Consider the following 22993-nt stretch of genomic DNA (forward strand, 5'->3'; position numbering starts at 1 on the left):
GCTAACTCGATCGACGTTCTCAGCCCGCAATCTTCGCGATCTGGAGCAGGTTCGTCGTGCCCGACTCGCCGAACGGCAGGCCGGCGGCAATCGCCACGAGGTCGCCTTCGCGGCCGAAGCCCTCGGTCACTGCCGCGCGGCAGGCGAGACCGATCATCTCGTCCACGTTGGACGCTTCCACGCGCGGCACTGCGTGCACGCCCCAGGTCAGCGCCAGACGGCGTGCGACCTGCTCAGAAGGCGTCAGCGCGACGATGCGCGACGGAGCACGCTCGCGGGCCGCGCGCAGGCTCGTGAAGCCCGAGCTCGTGTAGGTGACGGTGACGACCGGCTGGATCAATTGCACGGCCTTGCGCAGCGCGCAGCAAATCGAGTCGGCGACGGTCGCATCGGCACGCGTGTGCGAAGCGTCGATCTGCTCGCGGTAGGCGGGATCGCCTTCCACGCGCTCGATGATGCGGTTCATCGTGCTGACCGCTTCGAGCGGGAACTTGCCACTCGCCGATTCGGCCGACAGCATCACCGCGTCAGCGCCTTCGTAAATCGCGCCAGCGACGTCCGAGGTTTCCGCACGCGTGGGCACCGGCGAATTCGTCATCGATTCGAGCATCTGCGTCGCCACCACCACCACGCGGCCGACGCGGCGCGCTTCGCGAATGATACGGCGCTGCAGCTCCGGAATCTGCTCGGCCGGCAGCTCGACGCCGAGGTCGCCACGCGCCACCATCACGCCGTCGCTGCGCTGGACGATGCCTTCGAGGTGATCGATCGCCAGCGGCTTTTCGAGCTTCGCCATGATCCATGCGCGGTCGCCGATCAGCTCGCGGGCTTCTTCGATGTCTTCCACGCACTGGACAAACGACAGCGCCACCCAGTCGACGCCGAGTTCGAGACCGAACGCGAGGTCTGCGCGATCCTTCTTCGTGAGCGGCGAGATCGGCAGATGCGAGCTCGGCACGTTTACGCCCTTGCGGTCGGAAATGCGTCCGCCCACCAGCACGACGGTCTCGGCGAAATCTTCACCCGAGGCCTCCACGCGCAGACGGACCTTGCCGTCGTCGAGCAGCAGTTCCGAGCCCGGCTTCACAGCCTTGAAGATCTCGGGATGCGGGAGCGGCGCGCGCTCCTGATTGCCCGGCTTCGTATCGAGGTCGAGACGGAAACGCGCGCCCACGGCGAGCTCCGCAAAACCCGTCTCGAACGTGCCGAGACGCAGCTTCGGCCCCTGGAGATCGAGCAGGATGCCGACCGGACGGCCGTATTCCTGTTCGAGCCGGCGGATTTCCGCATGACGCTGGCTATGGTCTTCGTGCGTGCCGTGGCTGAAATTCAGACGGAAGACATCGACGCCGGCCTCGAAAAGCGAACGGATGACCTTCGGGTCCGAACTGGCCGGCCCGAGCGTGGCGATGATCTTTGCATTACGGTTTCGCTTCATTTCCTCTCCGCGGACTGCGTGCCTCGCCGCCCCCACCAATGAGGGGCGCGCGAAACTCATGAACGTTCGTGAATCTTGGACTGCATTCATGAGACACTGGGATCAGCACCGCTACACCTGGCTGGAACCTGTGCCTCTAATAGCGCGACAGCGTAGAAAATGCCGTCTTGCCCGGATAGCGCTGGAAAACCCCTGGCAATGGATCAAAATCTGCCAATAGCTTATGGATCAACGCTCGAATAAGGTTATCCCTCACGCGCAATACTGATTTCCCGCGAAAGGCATTCCAGGCGCGCGTGCGATCTCCTATGATCTACGGCCATATAAATTACCGATCAAAACATCTGCATAACTAAGCTGGTATACAGATCGGAATAACGAAACTCGAACGTTCGTTCGATTGTTTCATCCATGAGACACAGTGGCTTACCGGCGCCCCCTACCGGAAACCCTGTCCCGGTCCTATCTTCCCTACATGACAACGAGGCCATTACGGCCGGAAGATAAGGATTCGCACCATGAAGAAGATCATCGGCAAGTACAGCAACCCCAACCAGCATTGGGTGGGCGACGGATTTCCGGTTCGCTCGCTGTTTTCGGACCGCACGGTGGGCCGCCAGCTGAGCCCGTTCCTGATGCTCGACTACGCAGGCCCCGCCCGATTCGATCCGACCACGCACCGTCGCGGTGTCGGCCAACACCCGCATCGCGGCTTTGAAACCGTGACGATCGTGTACGAGGGCGAACTCGAACATCGCGACTCGTCGGGCGGCGGCGGCAAGATCGGCGCCGGCGACGTGCAATGGATGACCGCGGGCGCGGGCATTCTTCACGAGGAGTTTCACTCGGGCGACTTCGCGAAGTCGGGCGGCACGCTGGAAATGGCTCAGCTTTGGGTGAACCTGCCCGCGAAGGACAAGATGACGCCGCCGCGTTATCAAACCTTGCTCGCGAGCGCGATTCCGACCGTTGAATTGCCCGGGGGCGCTGGCAGCGTGCGCGTGATCGCGGGCGAGTACGCGGGCCATGCAGGTCCGGCGCTCACGTTCACGCCCATGGACGTGTGGGACATGCGCGTGAAGGCCGGGCACGGCACGCAGCTCGACTACCCCGCCGGACGCTCGCTTGCACTCATCGTGTCGCGTGGGCGCATCGTGGTGAACGGCAGCGAGCAAGTGGGAGACGGCGAGATGGTGCTGTTCGAGCGCACCGGCACCGGGGTGCAAATCGACGCGTCCAGCGACGCGACGATCCTGCTGCTCGGCGGCGAGCCGATCGACGAGCCCGTGGTGGCGTATGGCCCGTTCGTAATGAACACGGCCGATGAAATCCGCGAGGCGGTGCAGGACTTCAATAGCGGCCGGTTTGGCCAGATCGCGAGGGAAGCCGCGGGAAACGCGCGATAACGGCGTGAACGTCACGCGGTGGTTTGCTTGTGCAAACCGCCGCGTGCGCCATGGTTGATCAAAACCGCGCCGTGGCCTGAACCCCGACCGTCACGCTTGCGGTCGGAAAGCCGCTGGGCTTGTAGATTGGCGTTCCCACGAACAAGTCGTAGCTGAGGCCCACATATTTCGCGGGAATGCCGCCGCGTATGCCGATGACCGCGCCCGCAAGCTGGGTGCCCGCAAGAAATTCAGTGGCAGGCCCGAACACCCGCCCGTAATCGACCCCGGCATAAAGCGTCTGCCCGGTCTGAAACACCGGCCACTGCAACTCGTTGCGCCAATAGAAGCCCTTCTCGGCGGCAAGCATCGTGTTGCCGTCGAAGCCGCGCACCGTGTAGCGGCTGCCGATCGTCAGATCGTCGATGTAGAACAGCGCGTCGTCGGTGTATTGGCCGTGGAAGGTGGTCACGTAAGCAAAGCGCTGGTTCGCGATCGCAAACGGCACGGAGAGATTCGCGTCGAGCACCGCCATCTGAAAGCGGTAAGTCGGATTGTTGAAAAATGGCGTGCCATCGCTCTGCACCGGATCGGCCGTCGCGCCCAGTCCACCAATGCCATGACGCCACGCCAGCGAGCCGTCGAACTGCGAGGCGCCGATGTAATGCCGGTCGGTCAAGCCCGCCTCGATGAACGTGTTGTTGCGCGCCTGCGCGGCAATGCTGGTGTCCTCGACAAAGCTCTCGCCAAACCGCTTCGAGAGCTGGAAATAAGCGCCGAAAACATCGTTCTGGCTGCGTGCGAGCACGCGCGCCAGCCTCAGCGCCGCCGTCTGCGAATTGCCGCTGGAAACGAACGTCTGGTTCACGCCCGCGATGTTCTGGTAGTAGGTATTCGTGTTGCCCGAGAGCGTCGCGCTCCAGTAGCCAAACGGCACCGAATACGAACCGTTGAAGCCGTGCGAGCCGAGCGACTTGTTGCTGAAGTACAGGTCCTGGTTCGCGCCCAGGGTGACGATGTCGTTCAGCCCGAGCGGATTGTCGATGCCGAGACTGACGTTGCCCTGCCACTTGCCCGTGCCCTCGTTGCCCGAGTTGTCGACCGATGCAACGAAGGTCCACGGTTTCGTGCGCGTCACGGTCACCACCACATCGCTTTCGCCGGGCAGGTCGGTGGGCTCGATCTTCATGTCGACGTCCTGACTCGCGACGCGCTTCATCTGCTCGAGGCCCTGTTCGAGGTCGCGCAGGTTCAGCAAGTCGCCGCCGGTCACGGGGAAGGCGGTCTTCCACGTACCCCGCGTGGACGGATCGGCAAAGCGGACCTGCCGCACCACGCCCGGCACGAGCGACAGCTTCAGCACGCCCGACGACAAATCCTGCTGCGGCACGAGCACACGCGTCGTGACATAGCCATGACCCAGAATGGTCTGCTGCACGCCCTTCGTGAGCACGTCCACTCCCGCCTTGCCCACGCACTTGCCCTTGTAGTGGTCCAGCCACTCGCGCGCGAATGCAAACGGGTCCTGCGGTAGTGCCGACGCGCCCTTCGCGCGTGCTGATTCTGACAGTGTGGCGGGCACCTCGAGCACGAACGCGTCGATGCGCAAGCACGGCGTCTCGCCGGGCAGTTCCGGGTACACGGCACGATTGGACAAGGTCGAACGCACTGAAGGCGTCTGCACGGCTGCCTCGCGCTGCTGTGCATCGTGCTGTTGCTGGAGCTGGCGATTTTGTTCTGCGTTCGCACGTGCGGCTGCGGCTTCGTCAGCCGGGCCTGGTGCGTGTTGCGCGTGCGACGCGAGCGCGACGAGGGCTGTGAGCGGCAGCGCCGCCAACCTCTTGTGGATTTTCAATTACAGCTCGACAAAATTTCCGTAGCTGTCCGCGAGTATCGGCATGTCGAAACACGGGCTGCTCAAAATGGATATCCCGTCGAGCAGCGCGCTTTTCAGCCCCATTTCGCGCATCAATTCGGCCTGTTGCTCCGGGTGCAGAATAAGCGCGGCCGGCTTGCGCCCGTGATCGGCCACGTACTGGAAAATGCCGCTCTCAACGAGTTTCCAGACACCACATGCGATTTGTTTCTGCGAAATATTAATCATGGCTTTGCTTGGTCTTCCTGTTGTATTGAGACGGCATCCGATTCGATATCGCCCTTTTTTAATATTCAATCACTGTTCCCGTACAAGCGATTTTCTTGCAGTTCGTATCTCGGAATGGACAAACATTGTCAATCGAGCGGCAATTTCTGGATTTTTAGGAATTATCCGAAGCAAAATTACCTATCACGCATAAATCGTGTCGCGCACAGGCTACGCAGTAGCACTCACGCCCACGGCGTGCTCATGCGGAGGCAGCCCGACACGTGCCGCGGCGTCGATGGCACAATCTCCGCAACCGCCGCACTGCCACAAAAACACCTGCCCCGAGGAGTCGACCATGCCGCTCGCCACCGCCACCGCCCGTCTTGCCGCCGATGCGCCCAACTATGTCGTCGCCATCGAGGCCGGCCGCCATGCGCTGACCGGCGACGAAGGCCCGCACGAAGGCGGTGAGGATCGCGGCCCGGCGCCGTTCGAGTTCGTGCTTTCGGGCCTCGCGGCCTGCACGGCCGCCACGCTGCGCATGTACATGCAGCGCAAGACCTGGCCGAATGCGGTGATCGACGTGGAAGTCAGCCTGCACGCCGACCAGGACGGCACGCAATACATCCGCCGAGGCGTCGCTGTGGCTGGCCCGCTCGACGAAATGCAACGCGCGCGGCTTGCCGAGATCTGCGAGAAGACGCCGGTCACGCGCTTCATCAAGCGCGGCACGCGCATCGACACGACGCTGCGCATCGCCTAAGGTGCATATAGCCATCGCGCCCTGCGGGCGTGAAGCGCTGCCCAATGATATGGCATCCTTATCAAATTGAATTGCGTTCGGCATCTACGCGAGCGATGTCGTTAATTCTTCGATAAAATCCCGTACCCGAGAATCGGACGCGATAGTCGTCCCCGCCGTTAAAATCATGCGGTATTCAAACCCTGCCTCGTTCCGCCATTTTCTGCCCGCAATGCTATGCGCCATGCCGGTCATGGCCCATGCCGACTGCATCGACGATGCAGCGTCGTTTCATCACGTCAACGTGAGCCTGATGCGCGCCATTGCCCAAGTGGAGTCGGGCACGCAAACGCACGCGATCAACACCAATAGCAATGGCACGGTCGATATCGGCCTCATGCAGATCAACAGTTCCTGGCTGCCGCGCCTCGCGCGCGAAGGCATCTCGGAGCCCAGCCTGCTCGATCCGTGCACCAATGCTTATGTTGGCGCCTGGATACTCTCGGAAAATATCCGCCACTACGGCCCTACGTGGAGCGCGATCGGCGCCTACAACGCGACGTCGCCCGACAAGCGCCTCGCCTATGCGCGCAAGGTCTACGCCACCGCGCAATCCATCACCAGCTCGCCGGATTCGCCCATGCCTATCCTTCCTCCGTCGTATGTGCCGCCCGAGACCTATAGCCCGTTCGCGACCCTGCAGGTCAACCAGGTGAAGATGAGCGCGCCGCGCGGCGCGCAGTCGGTTCCCGCAGCGCCGCCGCCCGCGATGGCGTCCGCCGCGCCCGGCGCCTATAACTTCGGCTGGAACGTGACCGGCGCGGACGCCGCGAAACCGGTGCAAGTGTTCGACGACGGCACCCGGGTCTACGTGCAGTTCAGCGACATGAAGCGCGTGCCGGCCATCTTCGCGGACACGCCGCGCGGGCGCGTCGTGCTGCGCTGGGAAGCGCAGCCGCCCTATGCCGTGATTTCGTCGCCGGAGCGCAAGCTCGTTTTCCAGATCGGCTCGGCCGAAGCCACCGCGCAAAAGACAGGCGCAGCGGCGGCGCCGGACGCGGGCGTGCGTCCAGTATCGAAGACCGCCGGCGCGCGTGGCGCTTCCAGCGTCTCGACGGACGCGCTTTGGTATGTAACCACGTCGCCGCCGGGCAAAACACCAGCGGCGAGCGCGCCTGCGCCACAAACGGGCGCGCCGCAAACGGCACGGGAGGCACCAACCGCACAAGCGGCACCAACGGCACAAGCTGCCCAGCCAGTCAGCGCCAGCTCGGCTCCCGCGCGCAAACCGCAAGCGAGTACCCTCGGAACCAGCGCCCTCTGGTACGTCACGCAATAATCTGCCCGCCCGGCTCGCGGGGGTAGACGATCGTTCCGTCCGGCTGGACCACCGCGCCGTCGGTCAGCGTGGCGGGCACGACGCGGCCCGGCGCCATGATGTGGAAAACGGTCTCGCCGCGCGCGATCAGATAGTCGGCGATGATGCGCCGATGGCAACGCCACCACACGGCCTCGGAGCACATGACCGCGCAGCGCCGCGCTCGCCCCAGCTCGATCAGATGATCGAGGCCCGCATGAAATGGCGTGGATAGCGCGTAATCGGCGTAATGGTGAAAACTCGTGTTGGTCCAGAAGCCGTTGACGTCTTCCGCAACCGTGCGCGTCCTGCCGCGCAGGCCACCCAGCGCAGCCTCATGCTCATACGCAATGCCGAATGCCGCCAGCGCATCGGGAAGCGTCGCCTCGTTGAACTGCGGATGAGTTCTCGACCTCGGCATTTTTCTCACGTCCGCGAGCAACGCGATCTCCGCGCCGCTCAACAAACCCATGAAGTCGTCGAGGGTGCGATTCGAGTGGCCGATCGTAAAGAATGGAAGCGTCACGGGCTGCCTCCGCTTCAAAGCCGTTGAAGAACGCGGCCGCGATGGGCGGCAATGTGATCGGTCTTGTCGCTCTTGATCTCGTACTGCGGGTCGTCCGGCGAGGCACGATGCGTGTGGCCCTTATAGTCGAAGTCCGCCGTGTGCACCGCGACGATCGTGCCCGTGACCCAGCCCGCCTCGGAATTCCATCCGACCCGGTCTCCGGGCTTGAATCTGTTCGTCATCTCGCCCTCCTTCGGGAGTGCCTGCAACATGCGCGTGATATGAACCCGGCACAACGAATGCCGATTCCTTGCCGCTGCAATCATACGCACCAGCATATTCGATGCATATCGCTGCACGAATAGTGCGCTCCAATCCTATGACGCTCGTTGATTTTCCGGGTGCGGGCGCGGTCTTGCCGTTAAAATCTCGCACTTTCTGCAGTTTCCCGCAGTTTTCTTCTGACCCTCTCGACCCGCTGGCCCTAGATGCAACCCGCTTCCTCCGCACAACGCACTTCTCACGGCGTCGACGACGACGCCGACCTCGCCCGCGACCTCGTCTACGGTCCCGACGACAAGCCCGCCCCCACGCTGGCCTTCGTGGCCGCCCTGCAGCACCTGCTGGCCATCATCGTGCCGATCGTCACGCCGGGTCTCCTGATCTGCCAGGCGCTGGGCGTCTCGAGCCGCGACACCACGCTGATCGTATCGATGTCGCTCGTGATCTCCGGCATCGCCACCTTCCTCCAGTGCAAGCGCTTCGGACCGCTGGGCGCGGGCCTGCTGATCGTGCAGGGCACGAGCTTCAACTTCGTCGGCCCGCTGATCGCCGGCGGCAGCCTGATGGTCCATGAAGGCACACCCGTGACCACCGTGATGTCGGCCATCTTCGGCGTGGTCATCGCGGGCTCGTTCGTCGAGATGGGCGTCTCGCGCATCCTGCCCTTCATCAAGCGGCTCATCACGCCGCTCGTCACGGGCATCGTGGTGCTGCTGATCGGCCTCACCCTCATCAAGGTCGGTCTTATCAGCATGGGCGGCGGCTATGGCGCAATCGCCAACCACACCTTCGCGAGCGCCGAAAACCTCACGCTGTCGTTAGTCGTGCTCGGAACCATTATCGTGCTCAACCGCGTGCCCATCGTCTGGGTGCGCAGCACGGCGCTCGTCAGCGCGCTCGCGGTCGGCTATGTGGTGGCCGGCATGATGGGCCGGCTCGACTTCACAGGCGCACGCGAAGCCGCTCTCTTTCAGATTCCGACCCCGCTGCACTTCGGCCTGAGCTTCTCGTGGTCGCTGTTCGTGCCGATGCTGATCATCTACCTCGTCACCTCGCTCGAAGCCATCGGCGACGTCACGGCCACCAGCAAGATCTCGAAGGAGCCCGTGGAGGGCCCGGTGTGGATGCGGCGCATCAAGGGCGGCGTGCTCGTGAACGGCGCCAACTCGCTGATCGCCGGCGTGTTCAACACCTTCCCGAGCTCGGTTTTCGCGCAGAACAACGGCGTGATCCAGATCACCGGCATTGCCAGCCGTCACGTGGGCATCTGGATCGCGGCCATGCTCGTGGTGCTCGGCCTGTTCCCGCCGGTCGCGGGCGCGCTGCAAGCCGTGCCCGAGCCCGTGCTGGGCGGCGCGGCCATGGTGATGTTCGGCGCTGTGGCCGCTTCGGGCATCAACATTCTCGCGGGCATCCGGCTGGACCGCCGCGCGCTGCTCATCATCTCGGTCTCGCTGTCGCTGGGCCTCGGCGTCTCGCAGGTGCCGGAGATTCTCGCGAACCTGCCGCACGCGCTCAAGAACGTGCTGGAATCGGGCGTGGCCACGGGCGGCATCTGCGCGCTCGTGATGAACTGGTTCTTGCCTGAAAAGGCTTGATGATGTGATCGAGGCGCGAGGGCAGGGATGACTGGCGCCTTTGTCTTTCATGGGAAGCCTGATGCGCAAGGATGGCGAGGCTGCCATCTCGAGCGCGCATCAGCCCGTTCATCTGCCCAGAAATAGCTCGACGTTCGCGTCATAAGCCGCCTGCTGTCGCGCGTAGGCGTCGTCGAGATGTTCACGCAGCGCGCGCTCGGCCGCGTCGGGATCGTGCTGCTCCAGCGCCTCAAGTACCTTTTGATGCTGCTTCAGCGTCAGGTCGGCGACCACGGGGTCGCGTACCGTCACATGACGCACACGGTCGATCGGCGCGCGCGCGAACTCCACAAGCTGCTGCACACGCGGCAAACGCGCGGCCGCGCATACGGTGGCGTGAAAAGCGTTGTCGCACGCAATCGCCGCCACGGTGTTATTGCGCTCGATGGCACGCCGGTGCGCTTCCTGAATGTCATGCAATTGTTCGAGCTCGTGCGCCGTGATGATTTCGGCGGCGCGGCGAATACTCGCGGTTTCGAGCACCTTGCGAATAAGGGCGCTCTCCGCGAACTGCTCACGCTTCACGGGCGCGACGAAGGTGCCCGACTGCGCAGCGATGCGCACCAACTCCTCGCGCGAAAGCTGCAGAAGCGCCTCGCGCACCGGTGTGCGCGAAATGCCGAGCGCGTCGGCAAGTGCGCGCTCGAAGATCACGTCGTCGGGTTGCAGCGTCATTGTCACAATGGCATCGCGCAACAACTGGTAGAGCTGCACTGACAGCGCCTTCGAACGATCGAGGGTGAAATCGGCGGGAAGCAGCCGGGCGACGAATACGGACGGCTCGTTACGGTCTTCTGTCATAGGTGGTTTTGAGTTGCTTCGCGCTCCGGCATCGAAGCCTCGGAGCGGGCGTCAGTATATTAGTGTCCTAATCCTTCTGCCTCCAGCGCTTCACCATCCAAGGGTTTTCCCCTAAATCCCCATGCCATGGTTGCCCTCGTATCGCGCTTCTCTTATCATCTGCGTACTAATATATTAGTTGACTAGTGCATCAATCCACGTAAGCCACTTTCACGCAGGAGACACCATGCAATTCGAAGACTCGGCATCCCGCCGCGATCCCGGAGAGGCGCGCGCCGCCGTACCGGTCATGAGCCAGGCCGGGCATCAGGTCGCCGCGCCCACGGTCGTGCGTTGGCGCATTTTCTGGATCCTCCTGCTGCTCTCATCGATCAATTACATCGACCGGGCTTCGCTTTCGGTCGCCTTGCCGATCATCTCGACCGAGTTTCATCTCACGCCCGCGACGGAGGGCGTGCTTCTGAGCGCCTTCTTCTGGACCTACGCGCTGATGCAGATTCCGAGCGGGCTGCTCGTCGACCGCTTCAAGGCACGCAACATCGTCGGCATGGCGACGATCGCCTGGGGCGCGTGTCAGGCATTCGCCGCGGGCTGCTTCCACTGGCTACCGCTGCTGCTCACGCGCCTCGGTCTCGGCGTCGCGGAGTCGCCGATCATGCCTGCCGGCGCCAAGCTCGCCGGCTCCTGGCTCACGCCCTCCGAGCGCGGCCGCGGTGCGGCGCTGCTCGACGGCGGCGCGCCGCTCGGCTCGGCGTTCGGCGCCATCATCATCACCGCGCTGATCGCGTGGCTCGGCTCCTGGCGGCTGGCGTTCGTGGTAGCCGGCGTGGGCACCGTGGTCGTGGGCGTGCTGGCGTGGTGGTACATCCGCAACGATCCGTCCGAACATGCGGGCGTGAACGACGCAGAACGCGCGCACGTGGAATCCGCGCGCCGCAAGCCCGCAACCAGCGCGCCGCGCGAGCGCCTGCCGCTGCGCGCCGTGCTGGCCGATCGCTCGGTGCTCTGCATGTTCGCGAGCTGGGCCTGCTACAACAGCGTGTTCTACGGTCTGATGACCTGGATGCCGACCTATCTTCACAAGGCCCACGGCTTCGACCTCAAGCAGATGGGGGGCGCGACCTTCGTGATCTTCCTGTGTGGCTTTTTCGGCGAGCTGTTCGGCGGTTGGCTCGCCGACAAATGGCGCGCGGCGGGTGGCGATGCCAACCGCGTGATGAAATCGATGTTCGGCTTCGCCGGCCTCTTCTCGGCAGCGGCGATACTCGCGGTGAGCTACGCGACGGGCTTTGTGAGCGTCATCGTGCTGCTCTCGGTTGCCCTGTTCTTCATCCGCTGGTGCGGGATGTTCTGGGGCGTGCCCGCCGCGCTCGGCGGCCAGTCCCGTGCAGGCCTGCTCGCGGGCTCCATGAACTTTTGCGGCAACATCGTCGGTGTCGTGGTGCCGATTCTGATCGGCGTCATCGTGCAGACGACCGGCACGTATTTCCTCGCGTTGATGTTCTTCGTCGCCGCAGCATTCGGCCTCGCCGTGTGTGCGAGCCTCGTCGACTATCGCGACCGCGGCCTCGACTGAGGGCTATCCCCCTTCTCCCGGTATCAAAACATGCATTCCATTTCCACTGCGGACCTGCACTCAAGCGACCCTGCGCACCAACGGCAACGTCGCGCACGCATCATCCGCCTGCATCCCGACGACGATGTCGTCGTGGCGCTCGAACAGCTGATCGGCGGCACGCCCCTCGAGGGCGAGAGCGTCGTGGTCAGCGGCCTGATTCCGCCCGGCCACAAGGTCGCCACGCGCGCGATCGCGACAGGCGCGCCGGTGCATCGCTACGGGCAGATCATTGGCTTTGCGCGCCAGCCGATCGCACCGGGCGAACACGTGCATACGCACAATCTCGACATCGGCGAGTTCGAACGCGATTACGCGTTCGGCCAGGGCGCGCGCGCCACCGAATACGTTCCCGAGACACAGCGCGCCACCTTTGACGGCATCGTGCGCGACGATGGCCGCGTGGCCACTCGCAATTACATCGGCATCCTGACTTCCGTGAATTGCTCCGCGACAGTCGCGCGCGCCATTGCCGATCACTTCCGCCGTGACATCCATCCCGAGGCGCTGGCTGCGTTTGCGAACGTGGATGGCGTCGTTGCACTCACGCATGGCGTGGGCTGCGCCGTCGACACCGAAGGCGAAGCGCTGGCGCTGCTGCAACGCACGCTAGGCGGCTACGCATGCCACCCGAACTTCGCGAGCGTGCTCGTCATCGGCCTCGGCTGCGAGACTAACCAGATTCCGCGCCTGCTCGAAACGCAGGGCCTGAAAGAGCACGCACGCCTGCGCACGTTCACGATCCAGGACAGCGGCGGCACGGCGAAGACGATCGCCAAGGGCATCGAAATCGTGAAGTCGATGCTCCCGGCCGCCAACGACGTACGCCGCCAGCCCGTGAGCGCGAGCCATCTGAGCGTGGGCCTGCAATGCGGCGGCTCGGACGGCTATTCGGGCATCACCGCGAATCCGGTGCTGGGCGCGGCGGTGGACCGTCTCGTGCGCCACGGCGGCACCGCCATCCTGTCCGAAACGCCGGAGATCTATGGCGCCGAACATCTGCTCACGCGCCGCGCGGCAACTCGCGAAGTGGGCGAAAAGCTCGTCGCACGTATCCGCTGGTGGGAGGACTATTGCGCGCGCCACCACGCCTCGATGAACAACAATCCTTCGGCGGGCAACAAGGCCGGCGGACTCACGACGGTACTCGAAAAGTCGCTCGGCGGCATCGCCAAAGCGGGCAGCACCAATCTCGTCGAAGTCTACGAATACGCACAACCGGTCACGGCGAAGGGCTTTGTGTTCATGGACACGCCCGGCTACGACCCGATCTCGGCCACGGGCCAGGTCGCCGGCGGCGCCAACCTCATCTGCTTCACGACGGGCCGCGGCTCGGCCTACGGCTGCGCGCCCACGCCTTCGCTGAAGCTCGCGACCAATAGCGCGCTGTGGCAGCGCCAGTCCGACGACATGGACCTGAACTGCGGCGGCGTGGTAGACGGCGAGGCCGACATCGACTCGCTCGGCGAAGCGTTGTTCCGCATGATGCTCGACACCGCTTCGGGCAAGCGCACGCGCAGCGAATTGCATGGCTATGGGCAGAACGAGTTCGTGCCGTGGCAGATCGGCGCGATCACCTGAGGCGCGCTGCTCGAGCAATCGCTACACATCATTCGACATCGACAAAGCATTTACGAGGACTCAACCCGCTCATGGCAACGCAAGCTTCCACTACACCGTATCGCGGCGTTTTTCCGGTCATGCCGACGATCTTCACCGAAACCGGCGAGCTTGATCTCGACGGCCAGCGCCGCTGCACCGACTTCATGATCGACGCGGGCTCGAACGGTCTGTGCATCCTCGCGAACTTCTCCGAGCAGTTCTCGCTCACCGACGCCGAGCGCGACACCGTCATGCGCACCGTGCTCGAACACGTCGCGGGCCGCGTGCCGGTGATCGTCACGACCTCTCACTTCAGCGCGCGCGTATGCGCCGAGCGCAGCCGCACGGCACAGGATGCGGGCGCCGCCATGGTGATGGTGATGCCGCCGTATCACGGCGCCACGCTACGCGCGAGCGAGGCGGCCATCTACGCGTTCTTCCGCGCCGTTTCGGACGCGATCACGATTCCGGTCATGATCCAGGACGCGCCGATGAGCGGCACCGCACTCTCCGTCCCCTTTCTCGCCCGCATGGCGCGCGAGCTCGATAACGTCGGCTACTTCAAGATCGAAGTGCCGCAAGCAGCGGCCAAGCTGCGCGAACTGATCGCGGTGGGCGGCGACACGATCCTCGGGCCTTGGGACGGCGAAGAGGCGATTACCCTGATCGCCGATCTCGAAGCCGGGGCGACCGGCGCAATGACGGGCGGCGGCTTTCCGGACGGTATCCGCCGCATCGTCGACGCATGGGCGGCAGGACAGACCGAGGCGGCCGAGGAGGAATACCAGCGCTGGCTACCGCTGATCAATCATGAGAACCGCCAGGGTGGAATCGCCACGGCCAAGGCGCTCATGAAAGCAGGCGGCGTGATCGCCTCGGACGCCGTGCGCGCCCCGCTGCCCGGCATGTCCGAACCCACGCGCGCGAGCCTGCTGCGCATCGCGCGGCGGCTCGATCCGCTCGTGCTGCGTTGGGGCCGCTGAGCGTCCGCAGCCTCGCCTTGCATCACAAACCGCTCCCGTTTCGGAAAACAGCTAGTCAGGAAGGTTCATGGAGATTTCAGGAAGTGCGCTGATCGGTCAGCGCAGCGCTCAACACGACGAACACAATGTCATGGGCTCGTCCGCGTTCCGCGCCGTCAACCCGGTCACGGGCGCACCACTCGAACCCGCGTTCATGCGCACATCGGCGCAGGACGTCGCACTCGCATGCGAGCTCGCCGCCAAGGCATTCGACACTTACCGCGAAACGCCACTCGAACAACGCGCCGCATTCCTCGAGCGCATCGCCGCATGCGTGCTCAACCTCGGCGATACGCTCGTCGAACGCTGCATGGCGGAAACCGGCTTGCCGCGCGCACGCATCGAGGGTGAGCGGGCGCGCACGATCGGCCAGTTGAAGATGTTCGCCGATGTCGTGCGCCGCGGTGAATTTCTCGGCCTGCGCATCGATCCCGCGCAGCCGCAGCGCACACCCGCACCGCGCGTCGACTTGCGCCTGCGGCATATCGGGCTCGGGCCGGTAGCGGTATTCGGCGCGAGCAATTTCCCGCTCGCATTTTCCGTGGCCGGCGGCGATACGGCCGCGGCGCTCGCGGCGGGATGCCCCGTGGTCGCGAAAGCCCATCCCGCGCATCCGGGCACCTCGGAACTCGTCGGCCGCGCGATCCAGCAAGCCGTGCACGACTGCGCCTTGCCCGATGGCACGTTCTCGCTCGTGTTCGACGATAGCATCGGCGCAGGCGTCGCATTGGTGGAGAACCCGCACATCAAGGCGGTAGGCTTCACGGGCTCGCGCACGGGCGGCGTCGCGCTCATGCAGCTCGCGGCCCGGCGTAGCGAGCCTATCCCCGTCTACGCGGAAATGAGCAGCATCAACCCGGTCCTGCTCTTGCCGCATGCGCTCGCCGCCCGTGCCGAGGCAATCGGCCAGGCATTCGCCGCTGCGCTCACGCTCGGCACCGGCCAGTTCTGCACGAATCCGGGCCTTGTGCTCGCGATCGACGGACCGGACCTGCAACGCTTCGTCGATTCGGCCGCCGCAGCGCTGGGGACGCAGCCGGCCACGCCGATGCTCACCGCGGGCATTCACGGCGCGTATCTGCGCGGCATCGAGCGCCTGAGGACCCAGCCTGGCGTGGAGCAAGCGGGCATGGGCGCGGACTCGAGCGGCGCCTGCGCGCACGCAGGCCGCGCCGCGCTCTTCGTGACCCGCGCCGAGGTATTCGCACAGCAGGCGGCGCTTCACGAGGAAGTCTTCGGACCGGCTTCGCTCGTCGTGCGATGCCCCGATGCGCAAACGCTGCACGCCATCGTCGAACGCCTCGAAGGCCAGTTGACGATAGCGCTCCATCTCGATGATGCCGATCACGCCCTCGCGCGCACCCTGCTCCCGACACTCGAACGGCGAGCCGGCCGCGTGCTCGTGAACGGCTTCGGCACCGGTGTCGAGGTCGGCCATGCGATGGTCCACGGCGGACCTTTCCCGGCGACTTCGGATGGCCGATCGACTTCGGTCGGCAGCCTCGCAATCACGCGCTTTTTGCGGCCCGTGAGCTACCAGGACCTGCCCGATGCGCTGTTGCCCGAGACGCTGCGCGCCGGCAATCCGGCCGGATTGCCGCGCAGCGTGGACGGCGCACCGGCTTGAGGACGCCCAGTGTGCAGTTGTCTGCACACTGGGTTCGCCTGGTGAAGGACGTCATCGGCCCGCAATTCGCTATCCGACCTTCCTGCTCCGATACTTAAAATCGCCCGTTGAACGTTGGCAATTCAATCCCCGTTTGCTTCAATGCGTACTGATCGCCCGCACATGCCGACGCGATCATGCCCTTACGGATGACGAACGGGAGCCCATCGTGACGCGCGAACCCAAGGACCGACCGCACCGTTTTCTGCGCGACCTGAAGTGGACAATCATTCTCTGGTGCGTGGGATTCGGCGCAACCGTTTTACTCGTGTTGCCGTTTCACTTTCTCGTCATGGCCATGATGAGGAAGTAGCGGTGCACGAACTTTTGCCTACTTCGCGCACGAGGCTGCGAGCTTTCCGACCGTGATGACCGCCTGCTCGATTTCCGGCGACCAGGGCGTGCTGTAATTGAGCCGAATGAAGTTGCGATAGTTGTCCGACACGGAAAACATATAACCCGGACCAATCGTGATGCCGCGCGCCAGAGCGAGCTGATAAAGCGTCATCGAATCCACCTTCGCAGGCAACTCGATCCAGAGCACGTATCCGCCCATCGGAGTCGACGTGCGCGTGCCCGCCGGGAAAAAACGCATGACCATCGACTTCATTAAATTGGCCTGCTGAGCGTAATTTTTGCGGATACGCCTCAGATGATGCTCATAGCCATCGCGCTCGAGGTATTCGGCAATGGCCAATTGAGGAATGACCGAAGTCGTCAGCGTATTCAGAAACTTCAGCTTTTCGACCTCATCGCGATAGCGGCCCGGCAAAGCCCAGCCGATGCGATACGCCGCTGTCAAACTCTTCGAAAATGACCCGCAGTGCAGCACCGTGCCTTTTTTGTCATAGGATTTGAGCGTGGTGGGATGCGAATCGCCGAAATACAGTTCGTTATAAACGCCGTTTTCGATCACGGGAATCCCCGCCTTTGCGAGCAAATCGACGAGTGCGCGCTTGCGCTCGTCGGGCATCTGAAACCCGAGCGGATTCTGAAAATTCGGCATCACCATGCAAGCGGCGATCGGCCCCGCTTCAATGATCTTCGCCAGCGCCTCGATTTCGATCCCGTACTCGGGGTGCGTCGCCACCTCGATCGCCTTCATGCCCGATCGCTCGATAGCATGCAGCATGGCGTAGAACGTGGGCGACTCCACGGCGATCACGTCGCCCGGCTTGGCCACAGCCTGCAGACACAGATTGATCGCCTCCGTCGCGCCGACCGTCACGATGATCTCGTTGGGGTCCACGGCCATGCCGTTCTCGAGGTAGCGACGGGCGATCTGGCGAACCAGCTCCGGGGTACCCGGCGGCAGCGCGTTGGTTACGCCCCATAGCGACTTCTTGCGTCCCGCCGCCGACGCATAGCGGTTGAGCTTTTCGTATGGAAAAAGCTGCGGGTCTGGATACGGCGAACCGAGCGGCACCGCGTCGTCCGTGCCAATAGAACGCAAAGTGGACAGCACGAGACGGCTCACGTCTACAGTTGCCGACACCGCAATCGGCCGGCTCGTGCGCAACTCATTCGAATCCGCGCCCCCATCGCCCATGCGCGCGCTCACGAAATAGCCGGACTGCGGGCGACTCTCCACCACCCCACGGCTTTCTAGCAGCAAGTACGCCCGAATCACCGTGGTAATGCTGATGCGATGCTGCTGGCTCGCCTGGCGAACCGACGGCACGCGGTCGCCGGGCCGGTAAACGCCCTTGCGAATCAGCGTCTCGATATCGTCCGCGAGCTTTTCATAGAGCTTCACCGCGTTCTCCCCGCTGGTCGCTCACAGCACAGTTCGTGCAGTGTACTGCTGTGGGCGAAACTGTACTCTAAGCGACCGGTGAATTCTGTGTGTCATAGAGGCAGTCCTTAACGTTTACGCTTGCGTATAAGCGTTTCACAACCGATAGCTAATATCGGATTGCCGACCGTTCACGGCAACACGCCGCCTCCCTAGAATGAGGTGGAAAATATTCGTTCTAGCTACGAATTCCCGGACCTGTGCGGTCCCCGATGCAGCGTGGCCCCGGCCTTGCGCTGCATGCGTAGAAAACACAATGGAGTTTCCCATGACGAAACTACGTGATGTACCCGGCATCCATCCCTACACGGGTCCAGCAGGCGGATGGGGCGCGCTTAAAGCAACCGCACAAGCGATTCACGATCAAATGGACAGCATCGAGGCGCCCATTATCCTGATGCGGACCAATCAACCCGACGGCTTCGACTGCCCCGGCTGCGCGTGGCCTGACAAAGAGCATCGTTCCACCTTTCAATTCTGCGAGAACGGCGCGAAGGCCGTGACCTGGGAAGCCACAACGAAGCGCGTGACGCCGGAATTCTTCGCTGCGAACACCGTCGCCTCGCTGCTGCAAAAGACGGACTATGAACTCGAAGACATGGGCCGGCTCACTCACCCACTGGTCTACGACCGCGCCAGCGACACGTTTCGCGCTGTCGATTGGGAAGACGCATTCGCGCGCATCGGCGAAATCCTGCGCTCGCTCTCGCCGGATCAGGTTGAGTTCTATACGTCCGGCCGCGCCTCCAACGAGGCCGCGTTTCTGTATCAACTCTTCGCGCGCGAGTACGGCACGAACAATTTCCCCGATTGCTCGAACATGTGTCACGAGCCGACCAGCGTTGGCCTGCCGCAATCGATCGGCATCGGGAAAGGAACGGTCTCGCTGGAAGATTTCGATTCGACCGAACTCATTATTTCCATCGGCCACAACCCGGGCACGAACCATCCACGCATGATGGGGACCTTGCACGAAGCTTCGCGGCGCAACGTGCCCATCATCGTCTTCAATCCATTGCGCGAGCGCGCGCTAGAACGCTTTGCCGACCCGCAAAGCATGATTGAAATGGCCACGTTCGGCTCGACACGCATCGCGTCCACCTATTTCCAATTGGACGCCGGTGGCGACGCGGCTGCGCTCAAGGGCATCATGAAAGTGTTGCTGCAAATGGAGGCGGAGCAAGGCGGCGTACTCGACCAGGCGTTTATCGCGCAGCACACCGAAGGCTTTGACGCTTTCGCCGCCGATCTCGAGGCGACCGCCTGGGAAGACATCGAGAAAGCCAGCGGCCTCACGCGCCCCGACCTCGAACATGTGGCCATTGCCTACGCGAAATCGAACGCGACAATTGTCACGTACGGCATGGGCGTGACCCAGCACAACAAGGGCACCGCAAACGTACGCCTGATCGCCGATCTGCTGTTGCTGCGCGGCAATTTCGGCAAACCCGGCGCCGGCATTTGTCCGCTGCGCGGCCATTCGAACGTGCAAGGCAATCGCACCGTGGGCATCACCGAGAAGCCGTCAAAAGCTTTTCTCAAGCTGATCGAGCAGGCCTGCGGATTCACGCCGCCCGACGGCCACGGTCACGACGCAGTGCAGGCCATGCAGGCGATGATCGACGGCAAGGCCAAGGCGCTGCTCTGTCTGGGCGGCAATTTCGCGGTTGCGCTGCCCGACTCCGAACAGTCGTTCCCCGCGATGGCGGCGCTCGACTTGAGCGTTCACGTCGGCACGAAGCTCAATCGCACGCATCTTCTAGTTGCGAAGGAAACCTATGTATTTCCGTGCCTCGGCCGTACGGAACTCGACATGCAGAGCAGCGGGCGTCAGTCCATCACGGTGGAAGATTCGATGTCCATGGTTCATGCGTCGGCCGGAAAACTCACGCCCGCATCCGACCAGTTGCGCTCGGAGCCCGCTATCGTTGCGGGCATCGCGCGCGCCACGCTGCCCAATACGAAAGTGGCGTGGATGGACCTCACAGCCGACTATGACAAGATCCGCGACCTGATCGAGCAGACCGTACCCGGCTTCGAGGACTTCAACCGGCGTATTCGCGTGCCCGGCGGATTCCGCTTGCCGCTTCCGCCAACCGAACGCCAGTGGCACACACCATCGGGCAAAGCCGAGTTCTCCGTCTATGGAGGCGTGAAGGAAGACGCCGACGTATTGGGCGCGGAGAACGTGCTGCGGTTAATCACGATACGCAGCCACGACCAGTACAACACGACGATCTACGCAATGGATGACCGCTACCGCGGCGTGTTCGGCCGGCGCGACGTGCTCTTCATGAACGGCGACGACATGGCCGCGTACGGCATCGAGCACGGCGATCTTGTCGATATCGAAACGGTCACGCCGGGCCGTACGCTGCGCTTGAAGAACATTACTGCAATCGTGTACAGCATCGCACGCGGTTCCGTCGCGGCCTATTACCCGGAAGCCAACGTGCTGGTTCCACTCGACTATATCGACAAAGAAAGTGGCACGCCCTCATACAAGTCTGTGCCGGTGCGCGTGGTGCGCGGGGCAGGGACTTAGTCTCGGGCAGTTTCGGTAGTCCGGCCGGGTGCGCCACGTGGTCAGGTTGTCCCCGGCTGGCATGTCTTTGGCGTGTGAATGCAGCCGTCACCTGGGAGCACTAAAAAATCATGGACATCTTCGACGCATTTCATCTCGCCAGGCTGCAGTTCGCATTTACCGTCTCTTTTCATATCGTCTTTCCGGCAATCAGCATCGGCATGGCGAGTTTCCTCGCCGTGCTCGAATGGCGCCTGCTGCTCACGGGCGATGCGGCCTACAAGGACATGTACCGCTTTTGGTCGAAGATCTTTGCGGTGGGGTTCGGCATGGGCGTGGTCTCGGGAGTCGTGATGGCTTACGAGTTCGGGACCAACTGGAGCGGATTCTCGACCATTGCGGGCAATATCACGGGTCCGCTGCTGACCTATGAAGTCTTGACGGCGTTCTTCCTCGAAGCGGGCTTTCTCGGCGTCATGCTGTTCGGCTGGAGTCGTGTGAGCCCGAAAGCGCATTTCTTCGCCACGCTCATGGTCGCGGTCGGCACGCTCATTTCGACATTCTGGATTCTCTCGTCCAACAGCTTCATGCAAACGCCGCAGGGCTATGCGATTCAGAATGGCCGCATCGTGCCCGTGGACTGGCTCAAGGTGATCTTCAATCCCTCGTTCCCGTTCCGTCTTGCGCACATGACGATCGCGGCCTTTATCGTCGCGGCCTTTATCGTGGCCGCCTGCGGCGCATGGCATTTGCTCCACGGGCGGCGCGACGTGCCGGTCAAGCGCAGTTTCTCGATGGCGCTGTGGATATTGCTCTTTCTCGCACCCATTCAAATTCTGGTCGGCGACGCGCACGGCCTCAACACGCGTGAGTATCAGCCGGCGAAAATCGCCGCCATTGAAGGACTCTGGGAAACCGAGCATGGCGGCACCGCACTCAACCTGATCGGTTTTCCCGACATGAATGCAGAAGTGACGCGTTACGCGATCAAGGTGCCGCATCTCGGCAGCCTGATTCTCACTCATAGCTGGAACGGCGAAATTCGCGGACTCAAGGAGTTTCCACCAGAGGATCGTCCATTTTCGCCCATTGTGTTCTGGACATTCCGGATCATGGCGGGGCTCGGCATGCTGATGTTATTGACTGCCGTAGTCGGACTTTTACTTCGTCGCGGTGGCCGCCTTTACGAAGCACGCTGGTTTCAGTGGTTCGTGTTCTGCATGGGACCCTCGGGCATTCTGGCGCTGCTCGCGGGCTGGATCACGACCGAAGTGGGCCGGCAGCCGTGGACCGTGTATGGCGTCGTGCGCACCGTCGACTCGGTGTCGCCCATCGGCGCACAACAGGTCGGCGTGTCGTTGCTCATCTTCGTGGTTGTCTATTTTCTCGTCTTCGGAACAGGCGTTTATTACATGCTCAAGATGATGAGAAAGGGACCGGCTACCGGCATCGAAAGTGTTGAATCGCTCAAGTATCCGGGACTGCACAATCGCGCACTCGACGCTGTGGTGGGGGACTGAGACCATGCAAATCGATCTTCCTGTGATCTGGGCCGCCATCATCGGACTCGGCGTTTTCATCTATGTGATGCTCGACGGCTTCGATCTGGGCATCGGCCTGCTATTTCCATTCTTCGAAGGAAAAGCCGAACGCGAAGTGATGCTCAATACCGTCGCGCCGGTGTGGGACGGGAACGAAACCTTCCTCGTGCTAGGTGGCGCGGGCCTCTATGGCGCCTTTCCCGTGGTTTACTCGACGCTGCTGCCCGCCAACTACATGCCGCTGATTCTCATGGTAGTGGGCCTGATCTTTCGCGGCGCGGCCTTCGAGTTGCGCGCGAAAGCCACGCGTACGCAGCATGCTTGGGATCTCGCGTTTATCGGTGGATCGGCGCTCGCTGCCATGTGCCAAGGCATCACGCTGGGATCGCTCCTGCAAGGCATCAAGATTGTCGACGACAAATTCGCGGGCGATCCGTTCGACTGGTTCTCGCCGTTTAGCGTGTTCTGCGGCTTCGGTGTGTTGCTCACGTATGCGACGCTCGGCTGCGGCTGGCTGATCTTGAAGACCGACGGCGAGTTACAACGCAAGATTCGCCAGGTGATGCGTCCGCTCCTTGCCGTGCTGCTCTTCGCGATTGCCATCGTTAGCCTCTGGACCGTGCTAGGCCTGCCCGCCGTGCGGCAACGCTGGTTCCTCAGCGGCAATCTCGGCTGGTTCCTGCCGGTGCCGATTCTCGTGGTGCTGTGCGCGTTGGGCATCTACCGCTCGCTGAACCAGAGCCACGAAGCGATGCCCTTCCTGCTCTCGCTGGCGATTTGCTTTCTCGGTTATACCGGGCTGGTAATCAGCATCTGGCCGTACATCATTCCGCCCTCACTCACGATCTGGGACGCCTCGTCCAGCCATTCGAGCCAGCTCTTCGCGCTCGTGGGCACGGTCATCGTGCTGCCGGTCATTCTCGTCTACAACGCCATGCAATATCGCGTGTTCCGGGGCAAGGTGCGCGAAGGCGATCACGGCTATCACTGAA

18 protein-coding genes are annotated in these 22993 nt (G+C 63.0%); 11 read left to right on the forward strand and 7 right to left on the reverse strand.

The genetic code is table 11. From position 1 onward, the window contains the following. Nucleotides 1-19: 19 nt before the first annotated feature. The gene (gene pyk / locus HV773_RS10130) at nucleotides 20-1438 is read right to left on the reverse strand and encodes a pyruvate kinase (RefSeq protein WP_175194953.1); all 1419 of its coding nucleotides are present in this window, start codon (nucleotides 1436-1438) and stop codon (nucleotides 20-22) included. A gap of 518 nt (nucleotides 1439-1956) precedes the next feature. On the opposite strand from pyk, the gene HV773_RS10135 reads away from it, so the two are divergent. Next, the gene (locus HV773_RS10135) at nucleotides 1957-2844 is read left to right on the forward strand and encodes a pirin family protein (protein WP_175194955.1); all 888 of its coding nucleotides are present in this window, start codon (nucleotides 1957-1959) and stop codon (nucleotides 2842-2844) included. A gap of 58 nt (nucleotides 2845-2902) precedes the next feature. Here HV773_RS10135 and HV773_RS10140 read toward each other — a convergent pair whose 3' ends face one another. Continuing rightward, nucleotides 2903-4678 (reverse strand): ShlB/FhaC/HecB family hemolysin secretion/activation protein, encoded by a 1776-nt coding sequence (locus tag HV773_RS10140; protein ID WP_175194957.1) that lies wholly within the window; start codon nucleotides 4676-4678, stop codon nucleotides 2903-2905. After that, the gene (locus tag HV773_RS10145) at nucleotides 4679-4996 is read right to left on the reverse strand and encodes a hypothetical protein (protein ID WP_175194958.1); all 318 of its coding nucleotides are present in this window, start codon (nucleotides 4994-4996) and stop codon (nucleotides 4679-4681) included. It lies immediately after the preceding gene. 268 nt (nucleotides 4997-5264) lie between these two features. Here HV773_RS10145 and HV773_RS10150 point away from each other — a divergent pair, with 268 nt between their 5' ends. Then, a complete protein-coding gene (locus tag HV773_RS10150) occupies nucleotides 5265-5672 on the forward strand; it encodes an OsmC family protein (protein WP_175194960.1) in 408 nt (135 codons plus the stop codon). Nucleotides 5673-5838: 166 nt separating this feature from the next. Continuing rightward, on the forward strand, nucleotides 5839-6990 hold the full coding sequence (locus HV773_RS10155) for a lytic transglycosylase domain-containing protein (RefSeq protein WP_175194962.1): 1152 nt from the start codon (nucleotides 5839-5841) through the stop codon (nucleotides 6988-6990). Here HV773_RS10155 and HV773_RS10160 read toward each other — a convergent pair. Together HV773_RS10160 and HV773_RS10165 are read right to left on the reverse strand one after the other, a co-directional pair. Further along, nucleotides 6980-7534 carry a DUF488 domain-containing protein gene (locus HV773_RS10160; protein ID WP_175194964.1) on the reverse strand — a complete coding sequence of 185 codons (555 nt, stop codon included), beginning with the start codon at nucleotides 7532-7534 and terminating at the stop codon, nucleotides 6980-6982. The two genes, HV773_RS10155 and HV773_RS10160, sit on opposite strands and share 11 nt — an antisense overlap. A 14-nt stretch (nucleotides 7535-7548) precedes the next feature. Further along, nucleotides 7549-7758: a hypervirulence associated TUDOR domain-containing protein gene (locus HV773_RS10165; RefSeq protein ID WP_175194966.1), complete on the reverse strand. Its 210-nt coding sequence runs from the start codon at nucleotides 7756-7758 to the stop codon at nucleotides 7549-7551. 246 nt (nucleotides 7759-8004) lie between these two features. On the opposite strand from HV773_RS10165, the gene HV773_RS10170 reads away from it, so the two are divergent. Beyond that, nucleotides 8005-9396, forward strand: coding sequence for a uracil-xanthine permease family protein (locus tag HV773_RS10170; RefSeq protein ID WP_175194967.1), 1392 nt, complete (start codon nucleotides 8005-8007; stop codon nucleotides 9394-9396). A gap of 108 nt (nucleotides 9397-9504) precedes the next feature. On the opposite strand, the gene HV773_RS10175 is transcribed toward HV773_RS10170, so the two are convergent. Further along, nucleotides 9505-10236: a GntR family transcriptional regulator gene (locus HV773_RS10175; RefSeq protein WP_175194969.1), complete on the reverse strand. Its 732-nt coding sequence runs from the start codon at nucleotides 10234-10236 to the stop codon at nucleotides 9505-9507. Between the two features lie 226 nt (nucleotides 10237-10462). Here HV773_RS10175 and HV773_RS10180 point away from each other — a divergent pair, with 226 nt between their 5' ends. The 4 genes from HV773_RS10180 (at nucleotide 10463) to HV773_RS10195 (ending at nucleotide 16102) form a co-directional block, all read left to right on the forward strand. Beyond that, complete coding sequence (locus tag HV773_RS10180; protein ID WP_377731306.1) at nucleotides 10463-11812, forward strand: MFS transporter; 1350 nt, start codon at nucleotides 10463-10465, stop codon at nucleotides 11810-11812. A 30-nt stretch (nucleotides 11813-11842) separates the two neighbouring features. Next, entirely contained in the window at nucleotides 11843-13432 is a 1590-nt protein-coding gene (locus HV773_RS10185) for a UxaA family hydrolase (protein WP_175194971.1), read from the forward strand. A 71-nt stretch (nucleotides 13433-13503) separates the two neighbouring features. Further along, nucleotides 13504-14436 carry a dihydrodipicolinate synthase family protein gene (locus HV773_RS10190; protein WP_175194972.1) on the forward strand — a complete coding sequence of 311 codons (933 nt, stop codon included), beginning with the start codon at nucleotides 13504-13506 and terminating at the stop codon, nucleotides 14434-14436. 67 nt (nucleotides 14437-14503) lie between these two features. Continuing rightward, a complete protein-coding gene (locus HV773_RS10195) occupies nucleotides 14504-16102 on the forward strand; it encodes an aldehyde dehydrogenase (NADP(+)) (protein ID WP_175194974.1) in 1599 nt (532 codons plus the stop codon). Between the two features lie 370 nt (nucleotides 16103-16472). On the opposite strand, the gene HV773_RS10200 is transcribed toward HV773_RS10195, so the two are convergent. After that, a complete protein-coding gene (locus HV773_RS10200; protein WP_175194976.1) occupies nucleotides 16473-17897 on the reverse strand; it encodes an aminotransferase-like domain-containing protein in 1425 nt (474 codons plus the stop codon). A 307-nt stretch (nucleotides 17898-18204) separates the two neighbouring features. On the opposite strand from HV773_RS10200, the gene HV773_RS10205 reads away from it, so the two are divergent. From HV773_RS10205 to cydB, 3 genes are all read left to right on the forward strand, one after another. Continuing rightward, nucleotides 18205-20481, forward strand: a complete 2277-nt coding sequence (locus HV773_RS10205; protein WP_175194978.1) for an FdhF/YdeP family oxidoreductase — start codon at nucleotides 18205-18207, stop codon at nucleotides 20479-20481. A gap of 110 nt (nucleotides 20482-20591) precedes the next feature. Beyond that, nucleotides 20592-21980 carry a cytochrome ubiquinol oxidase subunit I gene (locus HV773_RS10210; protein WP_175194980.1) on the forward strand — a complete coding sequence of 463 codons (1389 nt, stop codon included), beginning with the start codon at nucleotides 20592-20594 and terminating at the stop codon, nucleotides 21978-21980. 4 nt (nucleotides 21981-21984) lie between these two features. Then, nucleotides 21985-22992 (forward strand): cytochrome d ubiquinol oxidase subunit II, encoded by a 1008-nt coding sequence (gene cydB / locus HV773_RS10215; RefSeq protein ID WP_175194982.1) that lies wholly within the window; start codon nucleotides 21985-21987, stop codon nucleotides 22990-22992. Nucleotide 22993: the final 1 nt, after the last annotated feature.

Source organism: Paraburkholderia caffeinitolerans, assembly GCF_902859945.1.
In the GTDB taxonomy this organism is placed as follows: domain Bacteria; phylum Pseudomonadota; class Gammaproteobacteria; order Burkholderiales; family Burkholderiaceae; genus Paraburkholderia; species Paraburkholderia caffeinitolerans.

Coding starts and splice junctions, on each gene's coding strand:
- cydB (WP_175194982.1), top strand. CDS start 21,985: ATGCAAATCGATCTTCCTGTGATCTGGGCCGCCATCATCGGACTCGGC.
- HV773_RS10180 (WP_377731306.1), top strand. CDS start 10,463: ATGCAATTCGAAGACTCGGCATCCCGCCGCGATCCCGGAGAGGCGCGC.
- HV773_RS10135 (WP_175194955.1), top strand. CDS start 1,957: ATGAAGAAGATCATCGGCAAGTACAGCAACCCCAACCAGCATTGGGTG.
- HV773_RS10210 (WP_175194980.1), top strand. CDS start 20,592: ATGGACATCTTCGACGCATTTCATCTCGCCAGGCTGCAGTTCGCATTT.
- HV773_RS10165 (WP_175194966.1), bottom strand. CDS start 7,758: ATGACGAACAGATTCAAGCCCGGAGACCGGGTCGGATGGAATTCCGAG.
- HV773_RS10195 (WP_175194974.1), top strand. CDS start 14,504: ATGGAGATTTCAGGAAGTGCGCTGATCGGTCAGCGCAGCGCTCAACAC.
- HV773_RS10205 (WP_175194978.1), top strand. CDS start 18,205: ATGACGAAACTACGTGATGTACCCGGCATCCATCCCTACACGGGTCCA.
- HV773_RS10185 (WP_175194971.1), top strand. CDS start 11,843: ATGCATTCCATTTCCACTGCGGACCTGCACTCAAGCGACCCTGCGCAC.
- HV773_RS10170 (WP_175194967.1), top strand. CDS start 8,005: ATGCAACCCGCTTCCTCCGCACAACGCACTTCTCACGGCGTCGACGAC.
- HV773_RS10190 (WP_175194972.1), top strand. CDS start 13,504: ATGGCAACGCAAGCTTCCACTACACCGTATCGCGGCGTTTTTCCGGTC.
- HV773_RS10150 (WP_175194960.1), top strand. CDS start 5,265: ATGCCGCTCGCCACCGCCACCGCCCGTCTTGCCGCCGATGCGCCCAAC.
- HV773_RS10155 (WP_175194962.1), top strand. CDS start 5,839: ATGCGGTATTCAAACCCTGCCTCGTTCCGCCATTTTCTGCCCGCAATG.
- HV773_RS10175 (WP_175194969.1), bottom strand. CDS start 10,236: ATGACAGAAGACCGTAACGAGCCGTCCGTATTCGTCGCCCGGCTGCTT.
- pyk (WP_175194953.1), bottom strand. CDS start 1,438: ATGAAGCGAAACCGTAATGCAAAGATCATCGCCACGCTCGGGCCGGCC.